Genomic DNA, 16,644 nt, shown 5'->3' with positions numbered 1-16,644 from the left:
TGTCATGACAGATATTATTCACCATTTTGGCTCGCCACGGATACTTTTCAAGTATGAGCACGACAGCTATAAAAGTATCCGGAGTGAGTAAGATTTTCACCTCGAGGGGCACAGAGCCGATCCATGCGCTGAGCGAGGTTTCATTTAGCATCTCTCAAGGCGAGATCGTAGGGCTTCTAGGCACTAATGGTGCTGGCAAAACTACCCTTTTTGACCTCATCTTAGGGCTTACCACCCCCACCTCAGGCAGCATTTCAGTCCTTAGCCGCACGCCACGGGCTGCCGTTCAGGACTCGGAGATCGGTGCCGTACTGCAAACCGGCGGTCTACTACCCGAGCTCACTGTCCTTGACACCTTGCAGATGGTTTCCTCCACCTTTCCTCATCCCCTGCCAGTCGGGGAAATAGCCAAACAAGCAAACCTGGAGCGGATCCTTCACCGAAAGGTGGGCAAATGTTCTGGTGGCGAACAACAGCGTGTCCGCTTTGCCCTCGCGCTTTTAGGAAATCCTCACATCCTCTTGCTCGATGAGCCTACTGCAGGAATGGATGCTAATGCTCGCCACGAATTCTGGACCACCATGCGCCGCCAGGCAGAGATGGGACGAACTATTGTCTTTGCCACCCACTATCTGGAGGAGGCGGACAATTTTGCGCAAAGGATTATTCTCCTTCATGAAGGCAAACTACGTGCGGATGCAAGCGCCCAGGATTTTCGCGAGCAGTCGGCCCAGCGCATTGTCGAGGCGAAGTTCGCAGGGCCAGTCCCCTCTACAGACGAGCTACCGATTTCTGCCGAGATTTCCCAGTCTGGCGACTACGCCCGCATAGTAACCAGTGACTCCGATGCGCTTGCACGATACCTCCTTAACCAGACCTCGGCGCGCGACATCACAATTCGGAATCGCTCCTTAGAGGACGCATTTTTAACGATGACTGCGCCCCAACCTTAGCCAGCCACTTCCAGTAAACCTTTGCACAAGGAATCTCCCATGACGATAAAACCTGCAACCACTACTGCACGAACCCTACGGTTTGCCGGCCATAACCTGCTGCGTCTGCGTAGAAATTTCACCCCACTATTTTTCAGCACCATCTTGCCGGTCTTTTTCTATCTCCTCTTCGGCGCCATGATGGACTTTGGCGACACTCCTTTTAAAGGAGGTAATTATGCTGCCTTAGAAATGATCAGCATGGCTCTCTACGGTGGCGTCGCTGGTTCTGTTGCAGCCGCTGGTTCCGCCGTCACCGATGCCAAGACGGGGTGGGCGCGCCAATTAGCGCTCACTCCCTTGCGTTCACGCCAGCTACTGTGGGCCAACCTCATATCCATCGGCTTTCAAGCTTTGCTACCCATTACGGCGGTTTATGTCACCGGCGCTGTAACGCAAGCGGAAATGCGGCCGCAGCAGTGGTTCTTAAGCTTCACCGCCTGCCTCCTAGTGTCCATTCCCCTGGGCTTTTATGGCTTGGTGTGGGCAATGGCATTGCCCACCGACAACTCCGTTGCAATCGCCTCGACGTCTGTTGTTCTTTTTCTTTTCGCGGCGAATGTGTTCACACCGCTCACCACAACGCTAATGGAGTGGGGCCGCTTCACTCCCCTTTTCGGTCCAGTTGTACTAGCCCAGTGGCCTCTGGCAGAAGGGAGCCAGTTCCTCAACGGGGATGAAGGCACGATTACGCACCCGTTGTGGATGGCGTGGCTAAACTTCGCGGTATGGACGACAATCTTCCTGACCGCGTGCCTCCTGCTACGCTCCCGCGACAAAGCGCGGCGCTGATGTCATCTCTCCGAGAGCCATTCCGCGGTTTTAGTCTCAATAGTGCTCTTTTTGCCAGTGTGTGGTTAGTCTTTCTCATTCCCGGACTGGTCATCACTTTTGCCGCGCCGGGGTTGACACTCAAGAATCAAATCGGGGCCCTTTCGTGCGCTCTCGTGTTTGGTCTTGTCTATTTCTTCGCCTTTGGCGCTGGAGGCTACTACCCCCGCGGATGGCGGGCACCGCAGCGAATCGGGCTGTATTGGTTTGCACTTGCCGCCATCGCGTTATTGTCGACTAGCTTTTTCGGCAGCATTGCCGTCATTTTTGTGCCTTACTTGGCGGCGTTTCTCGGTTTTAACCTTCCGTTGCGCCACAGCTTAACGTTCACCCTTCTTACAGGGGCTGTTGTGGCTGCTGCCACCTGGTACTTTACGCCCAATAATATCGGGTGGGCCCTGATCGTCCTTTTCGCTTGGCCAATACTTTTAGTGTTACTCGGTACCTTTTCCCAGCGTCAAGATAGTCGCGCAGAGTTAGAACGTCGTCTGGAATTGGCACGCCAGCGCGAGGACATTGCTACCGATGTTCACGATCTCTTGGGGCACTCTCTTACTGTCATTAATCTAAAATCCGAGCTGGCGCGCCGGCTAGTAGATACGGATCCCCAGCGGGCAAAGCAAGAGATGCAGGAAGTAAGTGAGCTTTCTCGAAAAGGATTGGCGGAAGTCCGCTCCACAGTGACTAGGATGCGCACGCCCAGTTTTGAAGGGGAAATCTATGCTGCCCGGAGGGCGCTCAAAACCGCGGGCATTGCGCCCTATTTGCCTTCGGCTACCAAGACCGCCGGCCCATATGACGCCCAATTTTCCTGGGCCCTGCGCGAATTAACCACCAACGTGATCAGGCACTCCGGCGCCACCCACTGCTGGGTCCAAGTAACAGACCACCAACTTCAGGTAGCAGATGACGGCTGCGGGTTCGATGGAGAAGAGAGACTGCTCCGCCCCCAAGGAGGGATTAGCGGTCTGCGCAAACGCGTGAGAAAGGCTGGCGGGCAGCTGCTATTTACGCATCGCAATAACTGCACACTCGCCTTGGTTACTATGAATGGCGACAATGAATTTCTTCCTCTCAGCGCCGACGGAGGTGTAGGCGATGCCTGATACTATTCGCGTTCTCATTGCTGAGGATCAATCATTGGTGCGAGGGGCGCTAGTTGCTCTCTTGGAAACAGAGCCAGACATTAACGTTGTCGCTGAGTGTGCAACGGGGACGGAGGTTGCGGGGCTCGTCGCCAAGCATGGCGTCGATGTTGCTCTGCTGGATATTGAAATGCCCGGTAAGAGCGGGTTAGAGGCGGCCGCAGAATTGCAAGGAACGGGCTGCCGCAGCCTCATCGTCACTACCTTCGGCCGCGGTGGCTACGTAAAACGCGCGCTGGAAACCGGAGTTTCCGGGTTTGTCGTCAAAGATACCCCGCCAGAACAACTAGCCGAGGATATTCGACGGGTGCACTCTGGGCTTAAGGTCATTGACCCAGCACTCGCCCAAGAGACCGTATTCATCCAGGAAAATCCGCTGAACGCACGCGAACAGGAAGTCGCACTATTCGTTTTGAAAGGTAGCGGCACTCACCAGATCGCCCGAAAGATCCACTTGAGCAATGGCACGGTGCGCAATATTGTATCTTCGCTCATCGCTAAAACTGGGGCTGGAAATCGCTTTGAGGCAGCAACTATTGCGCAAGCACAAGGATGGCTTTAGAACACGCGGCCCCGGTGCTGAAATCCCCCTGCTGCGCGTGAATGCTTAATCAGGCTTCTTTAGCTCGAGGACGTTGACCATGCCCTGAAGGACTACGTCCATCACCTTGGAAGCTAGGTTGAAGTAGAAATCAGCCGAGTGGTAGCGCAAGGCTCCTACGGTACTCAACTGCGAGAGCCCGTGGATGGAGGCCCACAGCGCCGCAATCTGAGTGAAGAGAATCCATGGCGATCGTGGCCCATTCGACTCAGAAATGGCATCGCGCACCAGATTCATGATGAAGGTGAAGGCCTTACCCATATCGAATGGTTGCTCAGTATCGCCGGACTCATCGAAAGAGACGGGGACAATCGAGCGGCTTGACACCTCAATGAGGGCGACAAAGCCGACGGGGTCTTCCAGCGCATACTCCAAATATCCGAAGCCGGTTGCCTTAATATAATCCAGCCCGTGGGATCCTTCTGGCACGGCCTGGTTCTGGCGCATGATCGATAGCGTGTTGGCTTCATCCAAAGACTCTTCCAAAGAGCGCAGCAGGTGAGAATTACCATCGAAAAGATGCTCCGCATCTGCCAAATCTACGCCTGCTCGCGCAGCAGCAGAGCCAAGATGCAAGCTAGGAAGACCGTTATAGACAATTTCTTCGGCTGCACCACGGAAGATGGCTGCACGCTTTTCCTCAGCCGTAGACTTTGGCATGTCCTTTGCTGCTGTAGTAAACGGTTCCGCTGGTTCACCAACGAGTGCTAGCGGTTCAAAGGGCGCAATCTCCCCGTCACGCAAGCTAACTTCCAGCCCAGAGAATAAAGTCTCAATGCAAGCATTGAAGGTCTGCTTCTTCGCCGTGGGCGAGAGATGACGCATAATGCCGAACGTGGCCAAGTGAGTAATGCCCTGCAACTCAGACAAGAAAGTAAGTGCTTGGATCACTACCAAGCGGTGATCAAAATCGCCGCGTGCTGCAATGGCGGCTTCCCGCATGTGTTCAAGCATCCAGCGGAAAGTGGGCGGGAAGGCATCAAAGCTTCTCGACTCTTCGATGCCGTCCTCAAAGTTGGGAAAGCTCGTTGCCGTCTCGGAGTTGTTATAGGCGGCGAAGTAAGTGGGGTTATCAACAGCCAAGTTGAAGTAAACCTTGGCAGACTCGCGAAGTTTCTGAATCGCGGTCGCATCATCCGGCAATTTATCGAGTGCCTCATAGGCCGCTACTCGAAGACGCTCATCCAAGAACCGGCTGGTCTGAATGTAAAGGTCGTGGTCATCTTCAAAGAAAGACTTAGCTTCATCGACTGGAACAGCGATCTGCTCCGCCACAGCACAAACCTTTAAAGCGTCGCGCCCACCCTTAGCCAGGATACGGGCACTCTGCTCCAGCAAGCGCTGCTTAGTGGAGCCCGCATCGGAAACGGTGCCTTCAAGATTGTTCACAAACATAATCCTAGCGATTTCATGCAAATTTGCTTGGGATACGTTCACTTTTTAAGTTGAGTCACCCACAAACAGGTGGGAGCACCAATATAGACCTTTCCCGGCTTTGAGCCACTGGTCTTCATATAACTTTGGCCCCCAGCCCTTGCGGGCTGGGGGCCAAAGTAGAAAGTAGCCATTCACCCTTTAAGCGGGCGAAGCTATTTACTCGGTACCAAGCTTGCCGTCAGCTGCGTCACGAGCCTTGTCGATCTGCTCAGCCTTGTCCTCGCCGAGCTTGCCCTTAGCTGCTTCAGCTGCCTTGTCCAAGCCCTTGTCGGTGAGCTCTTCGCCCTTGTCGGAGTTCAGTGCGTCCTTTGCCTTATCGAAGATACCCATGTGGTTATCCTTTCTTCTAGTTCTAGCTTTATCTAAAAGCTGCCGTGTCCGGCAACACACCCCAACGTACCGACACTTGAGCCAACACGCCACCGAAAAGTTTATTAAGTCACTAGACCAAATAAGTTTTACTGCTCATTAGAATGGTTGCACTCAGGGGTATCCAGACACCCCCGTAGCCTATCGAGTACCCAAGAGGGCCTGCTGCTTTAGCCCCACCCTAGCGATGTATAAGGAAATTCAGGGGTCTCAATTTAGCTTTTGGCCAATTTTCCTCAGCCTTGCAAATGATAGCGTTAGACGGTATCAACGATTCTCCGACGAAGGCTTCGCACCATGGCTTCACCTACCTCAGCGCCACCGTCCACCCCGGAACCGGGCACGGAATTCTTTGGCTTAGTATGGCCAGGTAAAGAGGCTGCCCGAGCAGCTGCCAGATCGCCGCTGAGCCGACGTTTCACGCGTGATTCCGCGCTCAGCACAGCCTGCGACACGGACAACGCGATTATTGCGGCAGATAATCTTCCGGTTCTGCAAAGGCTCACCTCCCGCGGAGAACTCTTTGACGTTATCTATATCGACCCGCCTTATAACACGGGCAAAGACTTTGTCTACCGCGATAACTACCGATTGCGCCGCCAGATGCGTTCCGGAAGCTATGCAGAATGGCACTCGCAATGGCTGTCGATGATGCTTCCCCGACTCATCTTGGCCCGAGACGTACTTTCCGCACAAGGTTTCATTTTTGTCTCCATCGGAGAAGACGAAGTGGCCAATACGCGCAAGGTACTCGATGAAGTTTTTGGAGAGGAGTGCTTTGCCGGCCAATTGATTTGGAAAAAGGCCGGCACCGGCAAGAACGATTCTAAGTACGCGGTGGTAGAACACGAATATATTCTGTGTTACGCCCGTACTCCCGACAATCCGGGGTTCAATGTCGATCTCCACGGTCACACTTCTACCAAATACAACCATGAGGATGACAAAGGGAAGTACTCCTTGGTGCGTTTAGACTCTAAGACCCTTGGGTACCTTCCCTCCCTCGACTTCCCTATCTCTGGGCCCGACGGCAAGGAATATTGGCCGGACCAGCCGGTGGGAAAAGAAAAGGTCGCCCGTTGGCGCTGGGGACGGGATAAGGTTGAACAGCGCTTCGATGAGCTCGTCTTCCGGCGAGGTTTTGTCTATACCAAGAACTATCAGAAGGTGGGAGCGCGCCCACGCTCCATCTTGGACGGCGAGCGCTTTGGGGTGACCCGCACTGGCAGGCGCGATGCTGAAGACGTCATGGGGATAGAGGGCGTTTTCGAGTTTCCCAAACCGGTGCGCTTGATTAAGCACCTCATTTCCATTGCGGGTGGAAAGAATGCGCGCGTCCTTGACTTTTTTGCGGGCTCCGGCACCACTGCCCAGGCGGTAGTGGAACTCAATAACGACGATGGGGGCACTCGGTCTTTTCACCTTGTGCAAATTCCAGAGCCAACCTCCCCGCGTAGCGCTGCTCATCGCGCGGGCTTTTCTACCATTGCAGATATTTGCATTGAAAGGGTGCGCAAGGTTCCAGGCGCTAACTTTCAGGTCTATCGCCAGGACTAAGTCTGTGCGGTACCGGACGGGCGACCGGGAATGCCGAAGAAGTCTAGGACGCGGTCGGTAGCAAAGAATTTGCCTACCTCATTGTGCGCGTCTGCTGTACCACCAGGCCATACGTGTGAGCCTCCGGCGATACGGATGTGTTCAAGCGGTGCGGTACAGCCGCTCCACTTCATATCGAGTGCATTGTTGACCAGGCGGGTCGTATCGACATTGGTAGAGCAACCATTGCGTTTACGGTCTTGTTCCAGCACGGATTCCACAGAATAGTACTTGGTCTTATGGCGCGTTCCACCGTAGTAGCCCACCACGGGGTCCACGGTGCCGTGCATATCCAATCGGCCCACGGGTGAATGAGCACAGTCTTTGAGAATATCTTTGTAGTAGGCGGCGGAAACTGTAGCCACGGATTTAAAGACATCGGGCATCTGACAAGCCAGGTAGGCGGCAAACCCGCCACCGTTCGACATCCCGGTAGCAAAAATCCGGGAGTCATCTACCCGATACGTGGCTCGAACGGCATCAATGATGTCGCGAACAAATTTCTTGTCTTCTGCCGTTGACGTCTTGGCATAAGGAGCAGGGCTCCAAGCCTTCTTTTTACCTTCTGCGAAAACAGTGATGGCATCAGCGGCATCGAGGCGGGAATAGCCGCGGAGATTCTCAGCAGATTGTCCCCAGCCTGGAAAGGCCAGGACCATGGGCCACTTTTTCTCCCCAGTGTAGTCTTTGGGCACGCTGAGGATAAAGGAACGGCCCGAGGGCAGATTAACTGTTGTATAGCTTCCCGGCTCGGGTCCGCTCAGCGGTGCGGAGGTTGGAATACCTAGGTTTTTCGTCTCAGTTGGGACTGCTTGAGGCGCGGAGTCCGGCGAATCGGCCGAACATGATGCGCCGGCAACCGCAAGGAAACTCACTGCTACTGCGCCTAACACGACCCGTAGCGACCTCGCGTTCATCTTTGTCGTCCCTTCTGCCATGCGGTCCATAGTTGCTTGTAGCGGCCACCATAATCTAACAGTTCGTGGTGACTGCCTTGCTCCACCACCCGCCCGTTATCCATCACGGCGATGCTATCGGCTCGTGCGGCTTGGTCTAGTCGGTGTGCCACTATCAGTGCGGTTCGCCTACGGGTGACCTCTGTCGCGGCTTCTTCCAGAGCTTCCGCCCCCACCGATCCGGCCTCTGCGGTGGCCTCATCCATGATGACGATCTTGGGATCTAAAAGCAATATTCGCGCCAGCGCAAGCTGCTGTGCTGCTACCGGGTCTAGGTGAATCCCCTGTGCGCCAATGACCGTATCTAGGCCCTCTTCTAGCTGCAGATACCACTGTGCGCCGACGCGCTGTAGTGCATCTTCCATTTGTGCGTCTGAGGCTTGCGGGGCAGCCAAGGACAAATCTTCGCGCAGGGTTCCTGAGAATACGTGGACCTCTTGGGAAATCATCGCTAAACGCGCCACCCGTTCGGAATCAGAAAGGGCCGATACCTCTACTCCATCGACCACGACTGTTCCGGCAGCAGGCACCCGCAGTCCGGCTAGAAGAGCAGCGACCGTGGTCTTTCCCGCACCAGAGGCTCCCACTAAAGCTACGGTGTGTCCAGCGGGAAGCTTAAGGTTTACGTCTTGCACAGCCCAGCCGCCGTCATCGTAGCTGAAGCTCACTTCTTTTAATTCGGCAACTCCACCTGGGGTCGGGGCGCCGAAGTCTGGCACCGCCCGTGGCGGATCCATGACCACCCCAACTATCCGTGACAGGGAGGCATAGCCGGATTGAACGGTATCGATGACTCGCATCAATCCCATGAGCGGACCGCGCAAGCGAATAAGAAGGAGCATGGCCGCGGTGACTGCGCCAACGGTGAGGGCCCCAGACTGCACCACCCAAAAGCTAACGACCAGACCGCAGACCAGCATGACTAGCTCAATGACCGTCATCCATAGCTGCAGGACCATCATTGTCCTTCGCGCAGCGTAGCCCTTGTCCACCACCTGTGCGGAGGCACGTTCAATACCGGCATGCATCTGGTCTTCCATGCCAAAGGCGCGCACAGTCTCTCGCCCGCGAATTGCCTCCAGAAGCCTGCGTGCCCGTTCCGCCATGGCAGCGCGTTCGTCGGTATAGCGCTGTGGAGCGCGCTGCAGGTACTGGCGCGCAGCAATGAAATATAACGGCGTAACTGCGCCTACTACCAGTAAGTATTGCCAATTGAGGCTGACTAGTGCCACCCCGGTGGTTGCGATGGCGAAGACGGATTTCGCCAGCACAGGAACGGTCTCGGTTACGGCTGCCGATAGTTCTGCTACGTCGTCGGTCGAGCGAGAGACCAAATCCCCAGTGCCGGCTTCCTCCACACGGTGGGTAGGCAGGCGGAGAGCGGTAGAGACCATATCTTCCCGCAAAGCGGAGATCACGCGCTCGCTCAGGCGCGAAAGGACATAGAACCCCGCAGCGGAAAACAGTGCGGAGACCACAGCCACCAGCACCAGCGAGATACCGATGGGTGCGATGGCGCCGTGATCAATGACAGCGTCAACGATCTTTCCCAACAGGATGGGGATAGCTACATTGCTGCCGGCGCCTGCGGTAAGCAAGGCTAAGGCCGCTGCGGCTTGGGGGGCGGGCACCGGGGACGTCGGAAAGCTGGCGGCCCACTTCCTTACGCACTTGGGGCCAAGAGGCCGTGGGAAAACGCATCATAGCTCCGCCCCCACTGTTGCCCACGCCGGCGAAGTGGTGAAGACAAGCGTGGGCTTAGAACCGCGGTGATGCGCCACCCGCAGGGCAATTTCCTGCTCGGTCACCGAATCCACCGCGGTAGTTGGGTCGGCCAAAACTAAAATTTCTGCGTCGGCAGCAATGGCTCGTGCAAGCGCCACGCGCTGTTGTTGTCCACCAGAAAGGTTTCGGCCGCCTTCTCCCACCTCACGGTCCAACCCGCCCGGGATATCTTCACCTGCAGCCACGAAGAGGGCTCGTTGTGCACTCGCGCTATCCGGATGAATATTGTCCCCCACGGTCCCCTCAAAAAGCATGGTTTCGTGTGGAACAACCAGGAATCGCTCGCGCGGCAAGAAGACGAGATCCTCTGGAACAGGCTCGGGCACCACGTTAACCCCAGGAGCGAGGGCCGGAACCTCCGGTTCACTCTTCTCCACCCCGGGGGCGGCGAGGACCGCAATAATGCGCTCAGCGCTTGCCTGTGCGGCCGCCCACCGCGAGGCGATATTTCGGCCCAGCATCGTCATTGGGGTGATAATGAACTGCGTAAGGCCAATGACCGTAATGAGTTCACCTACGCTCATCATGGAGCGCATAGCCATCATTCCTGCACCAATACCCACCGCAATGACATATACCGAGCCCAAAATCTCCGTAGTCGCATTAAGTCGGGCTTGGGCACCATTGGCTTCTACCGTTCGCGCATAGGCGGCACCAGACACCGCGGAATAGCGCCTGCTCACTGTGGCTACAGCGCCCAGGCCCTTAAGGATCCGCAGGCCTTGGACCACATCGGTGGCCATGGCGCTGGCCTTCGCCAACGCCGCTTGGCGGACTCCGGAACGCGTACGCAGAGGCTTTGCCGCGCGCACTGAGCCCCACACCATCAACGGCCCGCCACACAAAATGGCAATGCCTAAAGGCAGGTTAATACGGCTAGTCATAATCGACACATACACAATGGCGGTGATCTCAGCGACGGGAAAGACCGTCATCATAACGGCATTCTGCACGCGCCGTGCGTCTGTGGAGGCGATGGCAAGCAGCTCGCCGGCGCTGCGGGGCTCACCCGCAAGGCCCCGCGGGTCCTGAATCCTATCCGTGATGGCCATGCGGACATCGTGCCCAATTACTAGCATGGCTCGCGCGTTGAGGCCGCGTCCGAACCATGCGGCTATGGCATTCAGACCAAAAGCTGCCCCGAATACCACCAGCCACATGCCTAGTCGGTCAACGGATCCTTTCGACACAGCTTCATCAATGGCATGTCCCACGATCACTGGAGTCGATCCGTTAAGCAGAAAAGAGACAGCCATGCAGACTGCGGCCGGCACAGTGAGTGCCGGACGAGAAAAGACGGTCTTTAGCAGCCACCTGGGATCTGATGGCGCAGGAAGTGTCCTCATAGGCTGCCATTCTAATTCGCGGTAGGTTAGATGAGCTATGTCGACTCGCCGCCCCGATCCCAGCCACTTCCCTAGCTACCGCAAGGCCTCCACTAGACAAGGCCCCGGCTTCCGCAATGCCGCGCAACGCACCGCTTCCGCCCAGGCCTTCCGCCGCGGCGCGAGCACCTATCACGATGTGCGCCCCGGCTATCCGGACGAGGTTTCTGCCCTTATTGCTGACGCCCATACCGTTGCCGATATTGGCGCCGGTACTGGAAAACTCGCCGAGTCCCTCCCCAATGCTCGGGTTATTGCGCTCGAACCCTCCGCCGATATGGCTGGAATTCTCGCAGCGCACCTCCGCCTGCCAGTCCTTCGTGCTACGGCCGAAAACACCGCGCTTGCCGACGCCTCCTTAGACGCCGCCTGCCTCGCCCAAACCTGGCACTGGGTCGACGTACCAGCCGCCTGTGCAGAGCTTGACCGCGTCCTCGCGCCGGGTGGAAAGATTCTCCTGGTGTGGAACACACTTGATGTCAACGCGGACCCCTGGATCCTGCGGCTATCTCGCATCATGCACTCCGGCGATGTACATAAGCCAGGCTTTTACCCGGACTATACGGCGCCGTGGTCTTTAGACCGCGAGCTGCGCTTGACCTGGGAGAACAAACTTACCCCGGAGCAGCTTCACCAATTGATGCATACCCGCTCCTATTGGCTGCGCAATGGCGAAGCCATCCATGAGCGTATGACCCACAACCTGGATTGGTACCTCTACGAGCACATGGGATTTAAGCCGGGGCAAAAACTACGCATCCCGTACCGCACGGATGCCTTCGTGCTGGTACGGGATTCGGATTAGAGCAGGACCTGCGCCAGTAGCGAGCCCACCACGCAGGAGGTGAACACCGAGATGGCGCCAGGGACAAGGAAGGAGTGGTTGATGACGAACTTGCCAATGTGAGTGGTGCCCGTGCGGTCGAAGCCGATGCAGGCTAGGTCCGAAGGGTAGGTTGGCAAGATGAAGTAGCCATACGCTGCGCCGTAGAAACCGACGATAATAGCGGGATCGATGCCGAGCTGCAGGCCAATCGGAGCGATGGCAACCAGGGCGGCGGCCTGGGAGTTAACCAGCTTGGACACGATGACCAGTACCACCGCGTAGGCCCACGGGGCGGCCTCGACCACGGACCCGAGGTTGGATTCTAGGGCATCGATATGGGCTTCGAAGAAGGTATCTGCCATCCATGCCACGCCAAAGACCGAGAATACTGCGGTCATACCGGCCTTAAAGACTGGCGTGGACGCGATCTTCTTCGGGTCAGCCTTGCAGCTAAGCAAGATGATTGCGCCGGCAACAAGCATGACCATCTGGATAACCAGGTTCATCGACAGCGGGCTCAACTCGCCATCATCGCCTGGGACGAGTGGGCGCAGGAATTCGAACGCACCGAGCGCGACCACGCTGGCGATAGCCACGAGGAAGATAACCACTGCTCGTTTTGCTTCCGGCGAAAATTCTTCATCCATCAGCGATCCGGTGGACTGGTGAATGCTTTCTGCAAACTCCGGATCCTTCATGCGCTCCTGGAATGCCGGGTCCTCGTCCAGGTCCTTACCGCGGCGCAGCGACCACAGCGAGGCAAGAATGACACCGGCAAGCGAGGCGGGCATAGCCACCATGAGGATCTGCGGAATGGAATAGGCGTGATCGATAGCACCGGCGTTTTCCGCGATGATGGACGCTAGGGATACGGTGGCCACAGATACTGGCGAGGCCGTAATACCCATCTGAGCCGACGTTGATGCCACGGCCATGGGGCGCTCTGGGCGGATGCCCTTCTTCAGGGCAATGTCCTCGATGATCGGAAACATCGTGTAGACCACGTGGCCCGTACCGCACAGGACCGTCAGGAACCAAGTGGTTAGCGGCGCGAGGATGGTAATGCGCTCTGGGTGGGCGCGGAGAAATTTCTCGGCAAATTGCATCATCACTTCTAGGCCGCGCGCCTGTTGCAAGGTGGCGGCGCAACCGATGACCGCAATGATGGTCAGCATCACGGATACCGGCGGCTCACCCGGGGCGAGGCCGAAGACAAAGACCATGAGCATCAAACCGATGCCGGAAATAAGACCAAGTCCGATGCCACCATAACGAGTGCCCAATAGCAGGGCACTGAGGATGATGATGACCTGGAGCACGATGGCCAGAATTGAATCTGGCGCAATTACGCTGGCTAGCATGCTGAGCCTTCCATCACGAGAGAATATTTGACTGGTTATATCCTATCCAGACCCACATAACCGGACATAAACGGAAAGGCGAGCGAATTCTCACACCGTGTCCGGTGCAATAATCGCTCGCCTGAGTGCTATAATCCCAGCGTAACGGGCATACTGCTAGCGCTTCTTGCCGCGCTTTTCCCTCACGCGCACTGCGATGCGGATAGGCGTTCCGTGGAAACCAAACCGCTCGCGGAACTTGCGCTCAAGGTAGCGGCGATACGCCGCGTCCAAGAAGCCCGTCGTAAATAAGACGATGGTCGGCGGCTGAGTCGAGGCCTGCGTGGCGAACAATACGCGCGGCAGGCGGTTATTTTTCATCGGCGGCGGATTAGCCGCGATAGCCTCACGCAACCAGTTATTCAGCTGGCCCGTGGACACACGCTGATCCCAACTTTCCAGTGCCTCAATCATGGCCGGCTCCAGCTTCTGCAGCGCGCGGCCCGTTTCCGCAGAGATATTCACGCGCGTGACCCACGGCAAGTGGCTCAGCTGCTGATCAATCTCGCGGTCCAGGTAGTAGCGGCGATCCTCGTCCATGAGGTCCCACTTATTGAACGCAATGACTAGGGCCTTGCCGGCCTCTAGCACCATATTGAGCACGCGCTGGTCTTGCTCGGAGATCTCCTCAGAGGCGTCGATAAGCATGATGCAGACCTCGGCCGCATCGATAACGCCGCGGGTACGCAAGGACGCATAGTATTCATGCCCCTGTGCGTTCTTCACCTTCTTGCGCAGGCCAGCGGTATCAATGAACTTCCACAGCTGCTCATCCAGCTGCACTAGAGAGTCCACCGGATCCACGGTGGTTCCCGCGACGTTGTCGACCACGGAGCGCTCCTCGCTGGTGAGCTTATTCAGCAGCGAGGACTTGCCCACGTTGGGCTTGCCCACCAATGCGACGCGGCGAGGGCCAGAGGTAATCGCGGTCTGCCGAGGTTCTTCAGGGAAGAACCGCAAAATCTCATCGAGCACGTCCGCACCACCGCGACCATGCTGGGCGGATACGGGCCACGGATCGCCCAAGCCCAAGGCATAAAATTCCGCCATATCCGCGTACTGATTATCGGAATCGAACTTATTCGATACCAAAATCACCGGCACAGGCGATTTCTGCAGGCGGCGGGCCATGACCTCATCCGTCTCCGTGATGCCCACCTTGGTGTCCACCACCATAACGATGACATCGGCGGTTTCCATGGCTACTTCTGCCTGGCGGGCAATCGCCGCATGGATACCCTTCACGTTGGGATCCCAGCCACCGGTGTCCTGTACCAAAAAGCGCTGACCGTTCCAGTCTGCAACGTAGGAAATTCGGTCACGGGTAACACCTGGGTGGTCTTCTACCACCGCTTCACGGCGGCCAAGGAAACGGTTAACCAAGGAGGACTTACCCACATTTGGGCGACCGACAACGGCCACCGTGCACAAAGCTTCTTCGGTGTGATCATCGGATTCCACGCCGAAGGCACAGGAGAGTTCTTCCCACTCCTCTTCACTCAGAGGCTCTTCTGCGTGCGCATCGTCGCTATAATCTGCCTCACCAAATTCCGAGTCATCAAAGTCATAGTCGAATTCCTCGGTATTGAAATCATCGGCGGCCCAACCAGGAGAGGCTTCTACCACCTCGTCATCGAACTTACCGGCTGGGTAATGGAACTGAGTCTCCGACTCTTCCTGGGGATCGTGATTAGTCATTGACAGACTCCTTTACCACGTTAATCAGAGCTTCCAGCACATCCTCTGGGCTCATATTGGAGGTATCGACTAGGGTTGCGTCTTCCGCTGGGCGCAAAGGTGAGGCCTTGCGGGAAGAATCCGCCGCATCACGGCGCTGGACATCTGCGAGCACCGTCTCGTAATCCGAAGCGATGCCCGCCTTTTCATTCTGGGTTTGGCGGCGCTGCGCGCGGACCTCGGCAGAGGCAGTCATGAATGCCTTAGCGGGGGCGTCGGCAAGCACCACAGTGCCAATATCGCGCCCTTCTACAATCGCGCGGTGCGCTTCGCGGGCAAGCTTGCGCTGCAGCGCTACCAGATTCTCGCGCACCTCCGGAATGGCTGATACGGCGGAAACATTACGGGTCACTTCGTCTTCGCGAATAACGCGCGAGACGTCCTCGCCGCCGAGGAGAACTTCAGTGGAGTCCGGGTCATCGGATACTCCCAAGGGCAGATTGGCCGTAGCCGCAATAACCGCGGCGGTATCAGCAGGGTCGACGCCTTCACGCAGCACAGCAAGCGTTGCCACTCGGTACATAGCACCAGTGTCGACGTACTTTGCATCCAGCTGCTTGGCCAGCGCACGGCACGTGGTCGACTTTCCAGTTCCAGATGGGCCATCCACGGCGAGGATGAGACCCTCATTCGGCATATTAGAAATCATTACATCTCCACCGCCTTGTACAGGCTAGTCAGCTCGCTGGAATTAAGGGCACGCAGACCTCCAGGCTTCATATCGCCCAGCTGGACTGTATGCAGCTTGGTGCGCACCAGGCGCTGCACGGGGAAGCCGGCCTCCTTCAACATGCGGCGCACGATATGCTTGCGACCTTCATGCAGTTCAAGACGCACCAAGGAATAACCCTGGTTGGTATCAACTACCTGTGCAAAGTCGGCCTTTGCCAGTCCGTCTTCCAGCTCGATGCCTTCCTTGAGCTGTCGCACGAGCTTCCTATCGGCCTCACCCAATACGGTGGCGAGGTAGGTCTTGGTCACCTCGTACTTAGGGTGCATCAAGCGGTTGGCCAACTCGCCATCATTGGTGAGGATGAGCAGGCCTTCCGTATCGGCGTCGAGGCGGCCAACGTGAAAGAGTCGCTGGCCAGCTGCGACCTTTTCTGACACCACGTCGCCCACGCACGGTCGCCCCAGGTCATCGGACATGGTGGACTGCATGCCGCGCGGCTTATTGAGCACAAAATATTCGTGCTCCTCATTGACGTTGACGCGCACGCCGTCCACTCGGATGACGTCGACGGAGGGGTTTACCTTGACGCCTTGCTTGGCGATGATCTTGCCGTTGACCTCAACTCGGCCGGCATCGATGAGGATTTCTGCGTGGCGGCGGGAAGCGACGCCTGCCTTGGCGAGCACCTTTTGGAGGCGCTCTCCCTTGGGCTTGTCTTCATCGACCAGCCAATCGGCACCCAATTCGCGGGCTACGGATTCTGCAGTAGCCTTCTGCTTTTTCTTTGACACATGCTGGTGACGGGCCGGCTTGGCATTGGAGACAATGATGTCACTGTCTCGCTGCTTCTTATCCGGTGTGCCGTCACGGCGAGCGGGAGGAGTCACGTACGTGTCCTTTTCTCTCGAAGA

The 16,644-nt window shown here is 56.9% G+C and carries 14 protein-coding genes and 1 pseudogene; 6 read left to right on the top strand and 9 right to left on the bottom strand.

The window, feature by feature from the left end; genetic code table 11:
* Window positions 1-53: 53 nt before the first annotated feature.
* From RAE09_RS00160 to RAE09_RS00145, 4 genes are read left to right on the top strand one after another with little or no spacing between them, the layout of a single operon-like run.
* Complete coding sequence (locus tag RAE09_RS00160) at window positions 54-953, top strand: ABC transporter ATP-binding protein (protein ID WP_316980667.1); 900 nt, start codon at window positions 54-56, stop codon at window positions 951-953.
* Between the two features lie 39 nt (window positions 954-992).
* Complete coding sequence (locus RAE09_RS00155) at window positions 993-1,784, top strand: ABC transporter permease (RefSeq protein ID WP_150851084.1); 792 nt, start codon at window positions 993-995, stop codon at window positions 1,782-1,784.
* The gene (locus RAE09_RS00150; protein ID WP_316980666.1) at window positions 1,721-2,929 is read left to right on the top strand and encodes a sensor histidine kinase; all 1,209 of its coding nucleotides are present in this window, start codon (window positions 1,721-1,723) and stop codon (window positions 2,927-2,929) included. Before RAE09_RS00155 ends, RAE09_RS00150 begins: the two co-directional genes overlap by 64 nt.
* Window positions 2,922-3,530, top strand: coding sequence for a response regulator transcription factor (locus tag RAE09_RS00145; protein WP_150851083.1), 609 nt, complete (start codon window positions 2,922-2,924; stop codon window positions 3,528-3,530). The genes RAE09_RS00150 and RAE09_RS00145 overlap by 8 nt, the downstream gene beginning before the upstream one ends.
* A 45-nt stretch (window positions 3,531-3,575) precedes the next feature.
* On the opposite strand, the gene RAE09_RS00140 is transcribed toward RAE09_RS00145, so the two are convergent.
* Window positions 3,576-4,964: a hypothetical protein gene (locus RAE09_RS00140; RefSeq protein ID WP_316980665.1), complete on the bottom strand. Its 1,389-nt coding sequence runs from the start codon at window positions 4,962-4,964 to the stop codon at window positions 3,576-3,578.
* Between the two features lie 198 nt (window positions 4,965-5,162).
* Window positions 5,163-5,336 carry an antitoxin gene (locus tag RAE09_RS00135; protein WP_150851667.1) on the bottom strand — a complete coding sequence of 58 codons (174 nt, stop codon included), beginning with the start codon at window positions 5,334-5,336 and terminating at the stop codon, window positions 5,163-5,165.
* Between the two features lie 336 nt (window positions 5,337-5,672).
* On the opposite strand from RAE09_RS00135, the gene RAE09_RS00130 reads away from it, so the two are divergent.
* Entirely contained in the window at window positions 5,673-6,932 is a 1,260-nt protein-coding gene (locus tag RAE09_RS00130) for a site-specific DNA-methyltransferase (protein WP_316980664.1), read from the top strand.
* Here the strand turns inward: RAE09_RS00130 and RAE09_RS00125 are convergent.
* The 3 genes and pseudogenes from RAE09_RS00125 to RAE09_RS00115 form a co-directional block, all read right to left on the bottom strand.
* The gene (locus tag RAE09_RS00125) at window positions 6,929-7,696 is read right to left on the bottom strand and encodes an alpha/beta hydrolase family esterase (RefSeq protein ID WP_285439611.1); all 768 of its coding nucleotides are present in this window, start codon (window positions 7,694-7,696) and stop codon (window positions 6,929-6,931) included. The two genes, RAE09_RS00130 and RAE09_RS00125, sit on opposite strands and share 4 nt — an antisense overlap.
* 188 nt (window positions 7,697-7,884) lie before the next feature.
* Window positions 7,885-9,628 (bottom strand): annotated as a pseudogene (locus RAE09_RS00120) (ABC transporter ATP-binding protein).
* Window positions 9,628-11,058, bottom strand: a complete 1,431-nt coding sequence (locus RAE09_RS00115) for an ABC transporter ATP-binding protein (protein ID WP_316980663.1) — start codon at window positions 11,056-11,058, stop codon at window positions 9,628-9,630. The pseudogene RAE09_RS00120 and the gene RAE09_RS00115 overlap by 1 nt, the downstream one beginning before the upstream one ends.
* A gap of 37 nt (window positions 11,059-11,095) precedes the next feature.
* Here RAE09_RS00115 and RAE09_RS00110 point away from each other — a divergent pair, with 37 nt between their 5' ends.
* Window positions 11,096-11,902, top strand: a complete 807-nt coding sequence (locus tag RAE09_RS00110; protein WP_316980662.1) for a class I SAM-dependent methyltransferase — start codon at window positions 11,096-11,098, stop codon at window positions 11,900-11,902.
* Here RAE09_RS00110 and RAE09_RS00105 read toward each other — a convergent pair.
* The 4 genes from RAE09_RS00105 to RAE09_RS00090 form a co-directional block, all read right to left on the bottom strand.
* Window positions 11,899-13,284 carry an anaerobic C4-dicarboxylate transporter gene (locus RAE09_RS00105; protein ID WP_150850987.1) on the bottom strand — a complete coding sequence of 462 codons (1,386 nt, stop codon included), beginning with the start codon at window positions 13,282-13,284 and terminating at the stop codon, window positions 11,899-11,901. The genes RAE09_RS00110 and RAE09_RS00105 overlap by 4 nt on opposite strands.
* Window positions 13,285-13,440: 156 nt before the next feature.
* The gene (gene der, locus RAE09_RS00100; protein WP_316980661.1) at window positions 13,441-15,021 is read right to left on the bottom strand and encodes a ribosome biogenesis GTPase Der; all 1,581 of its coding nucleotides are present in this window, start codon (window positions 15,019-15,021) and stop codon (window positions 13,441-13,443) included.
* On the bottom strand, window positions 15,014-15,709 hold the full coding sequence (gene cmk, locus RAE09_RS00095; RefSeq protein WP_250409718.1) for a (d)CMP kinase: 696 nt from the start codon (window positions 15,707-15,709) through the stop codon (window positions 15,014-15,016). Before cmk ends, der begins: the two co-directional genes overlap by 8 nt.
* Window positions 15,709-16,620 (bottom strand): pseudouridine synthase, encoded by a 912-nt coding sequence (locus RAE09_RS00090; RefSeq protein ID WP_005324678.1) that lies wholly within the window; start codon window positions 16,618-16,620, stop codon window positions 15,709-15,711. Before RAE09_RS00090 ends, cmk begins: the two co-directional genes overlap by 1 nt.
* Between the last annotated feature and the right edge of the window lie 24 nt (window positions 16,621-16,644).

The sequence above is a fragment of the Corynebacterium tuberculostearicum genome, assembly GCF_032821615.1.
Taxonomy (GTDB): Bacteria; Actinomycetota; Actinomycetes; order Mycobacteriales; family Mycobacteriaceae; genus Corynebacterium; species Corynebacterium tuberculostearicum_H.
Note: the sequence above shows the minus strand (reverse complement) of the source record. Positions and strands in the feature narration are given on the sequence as shown.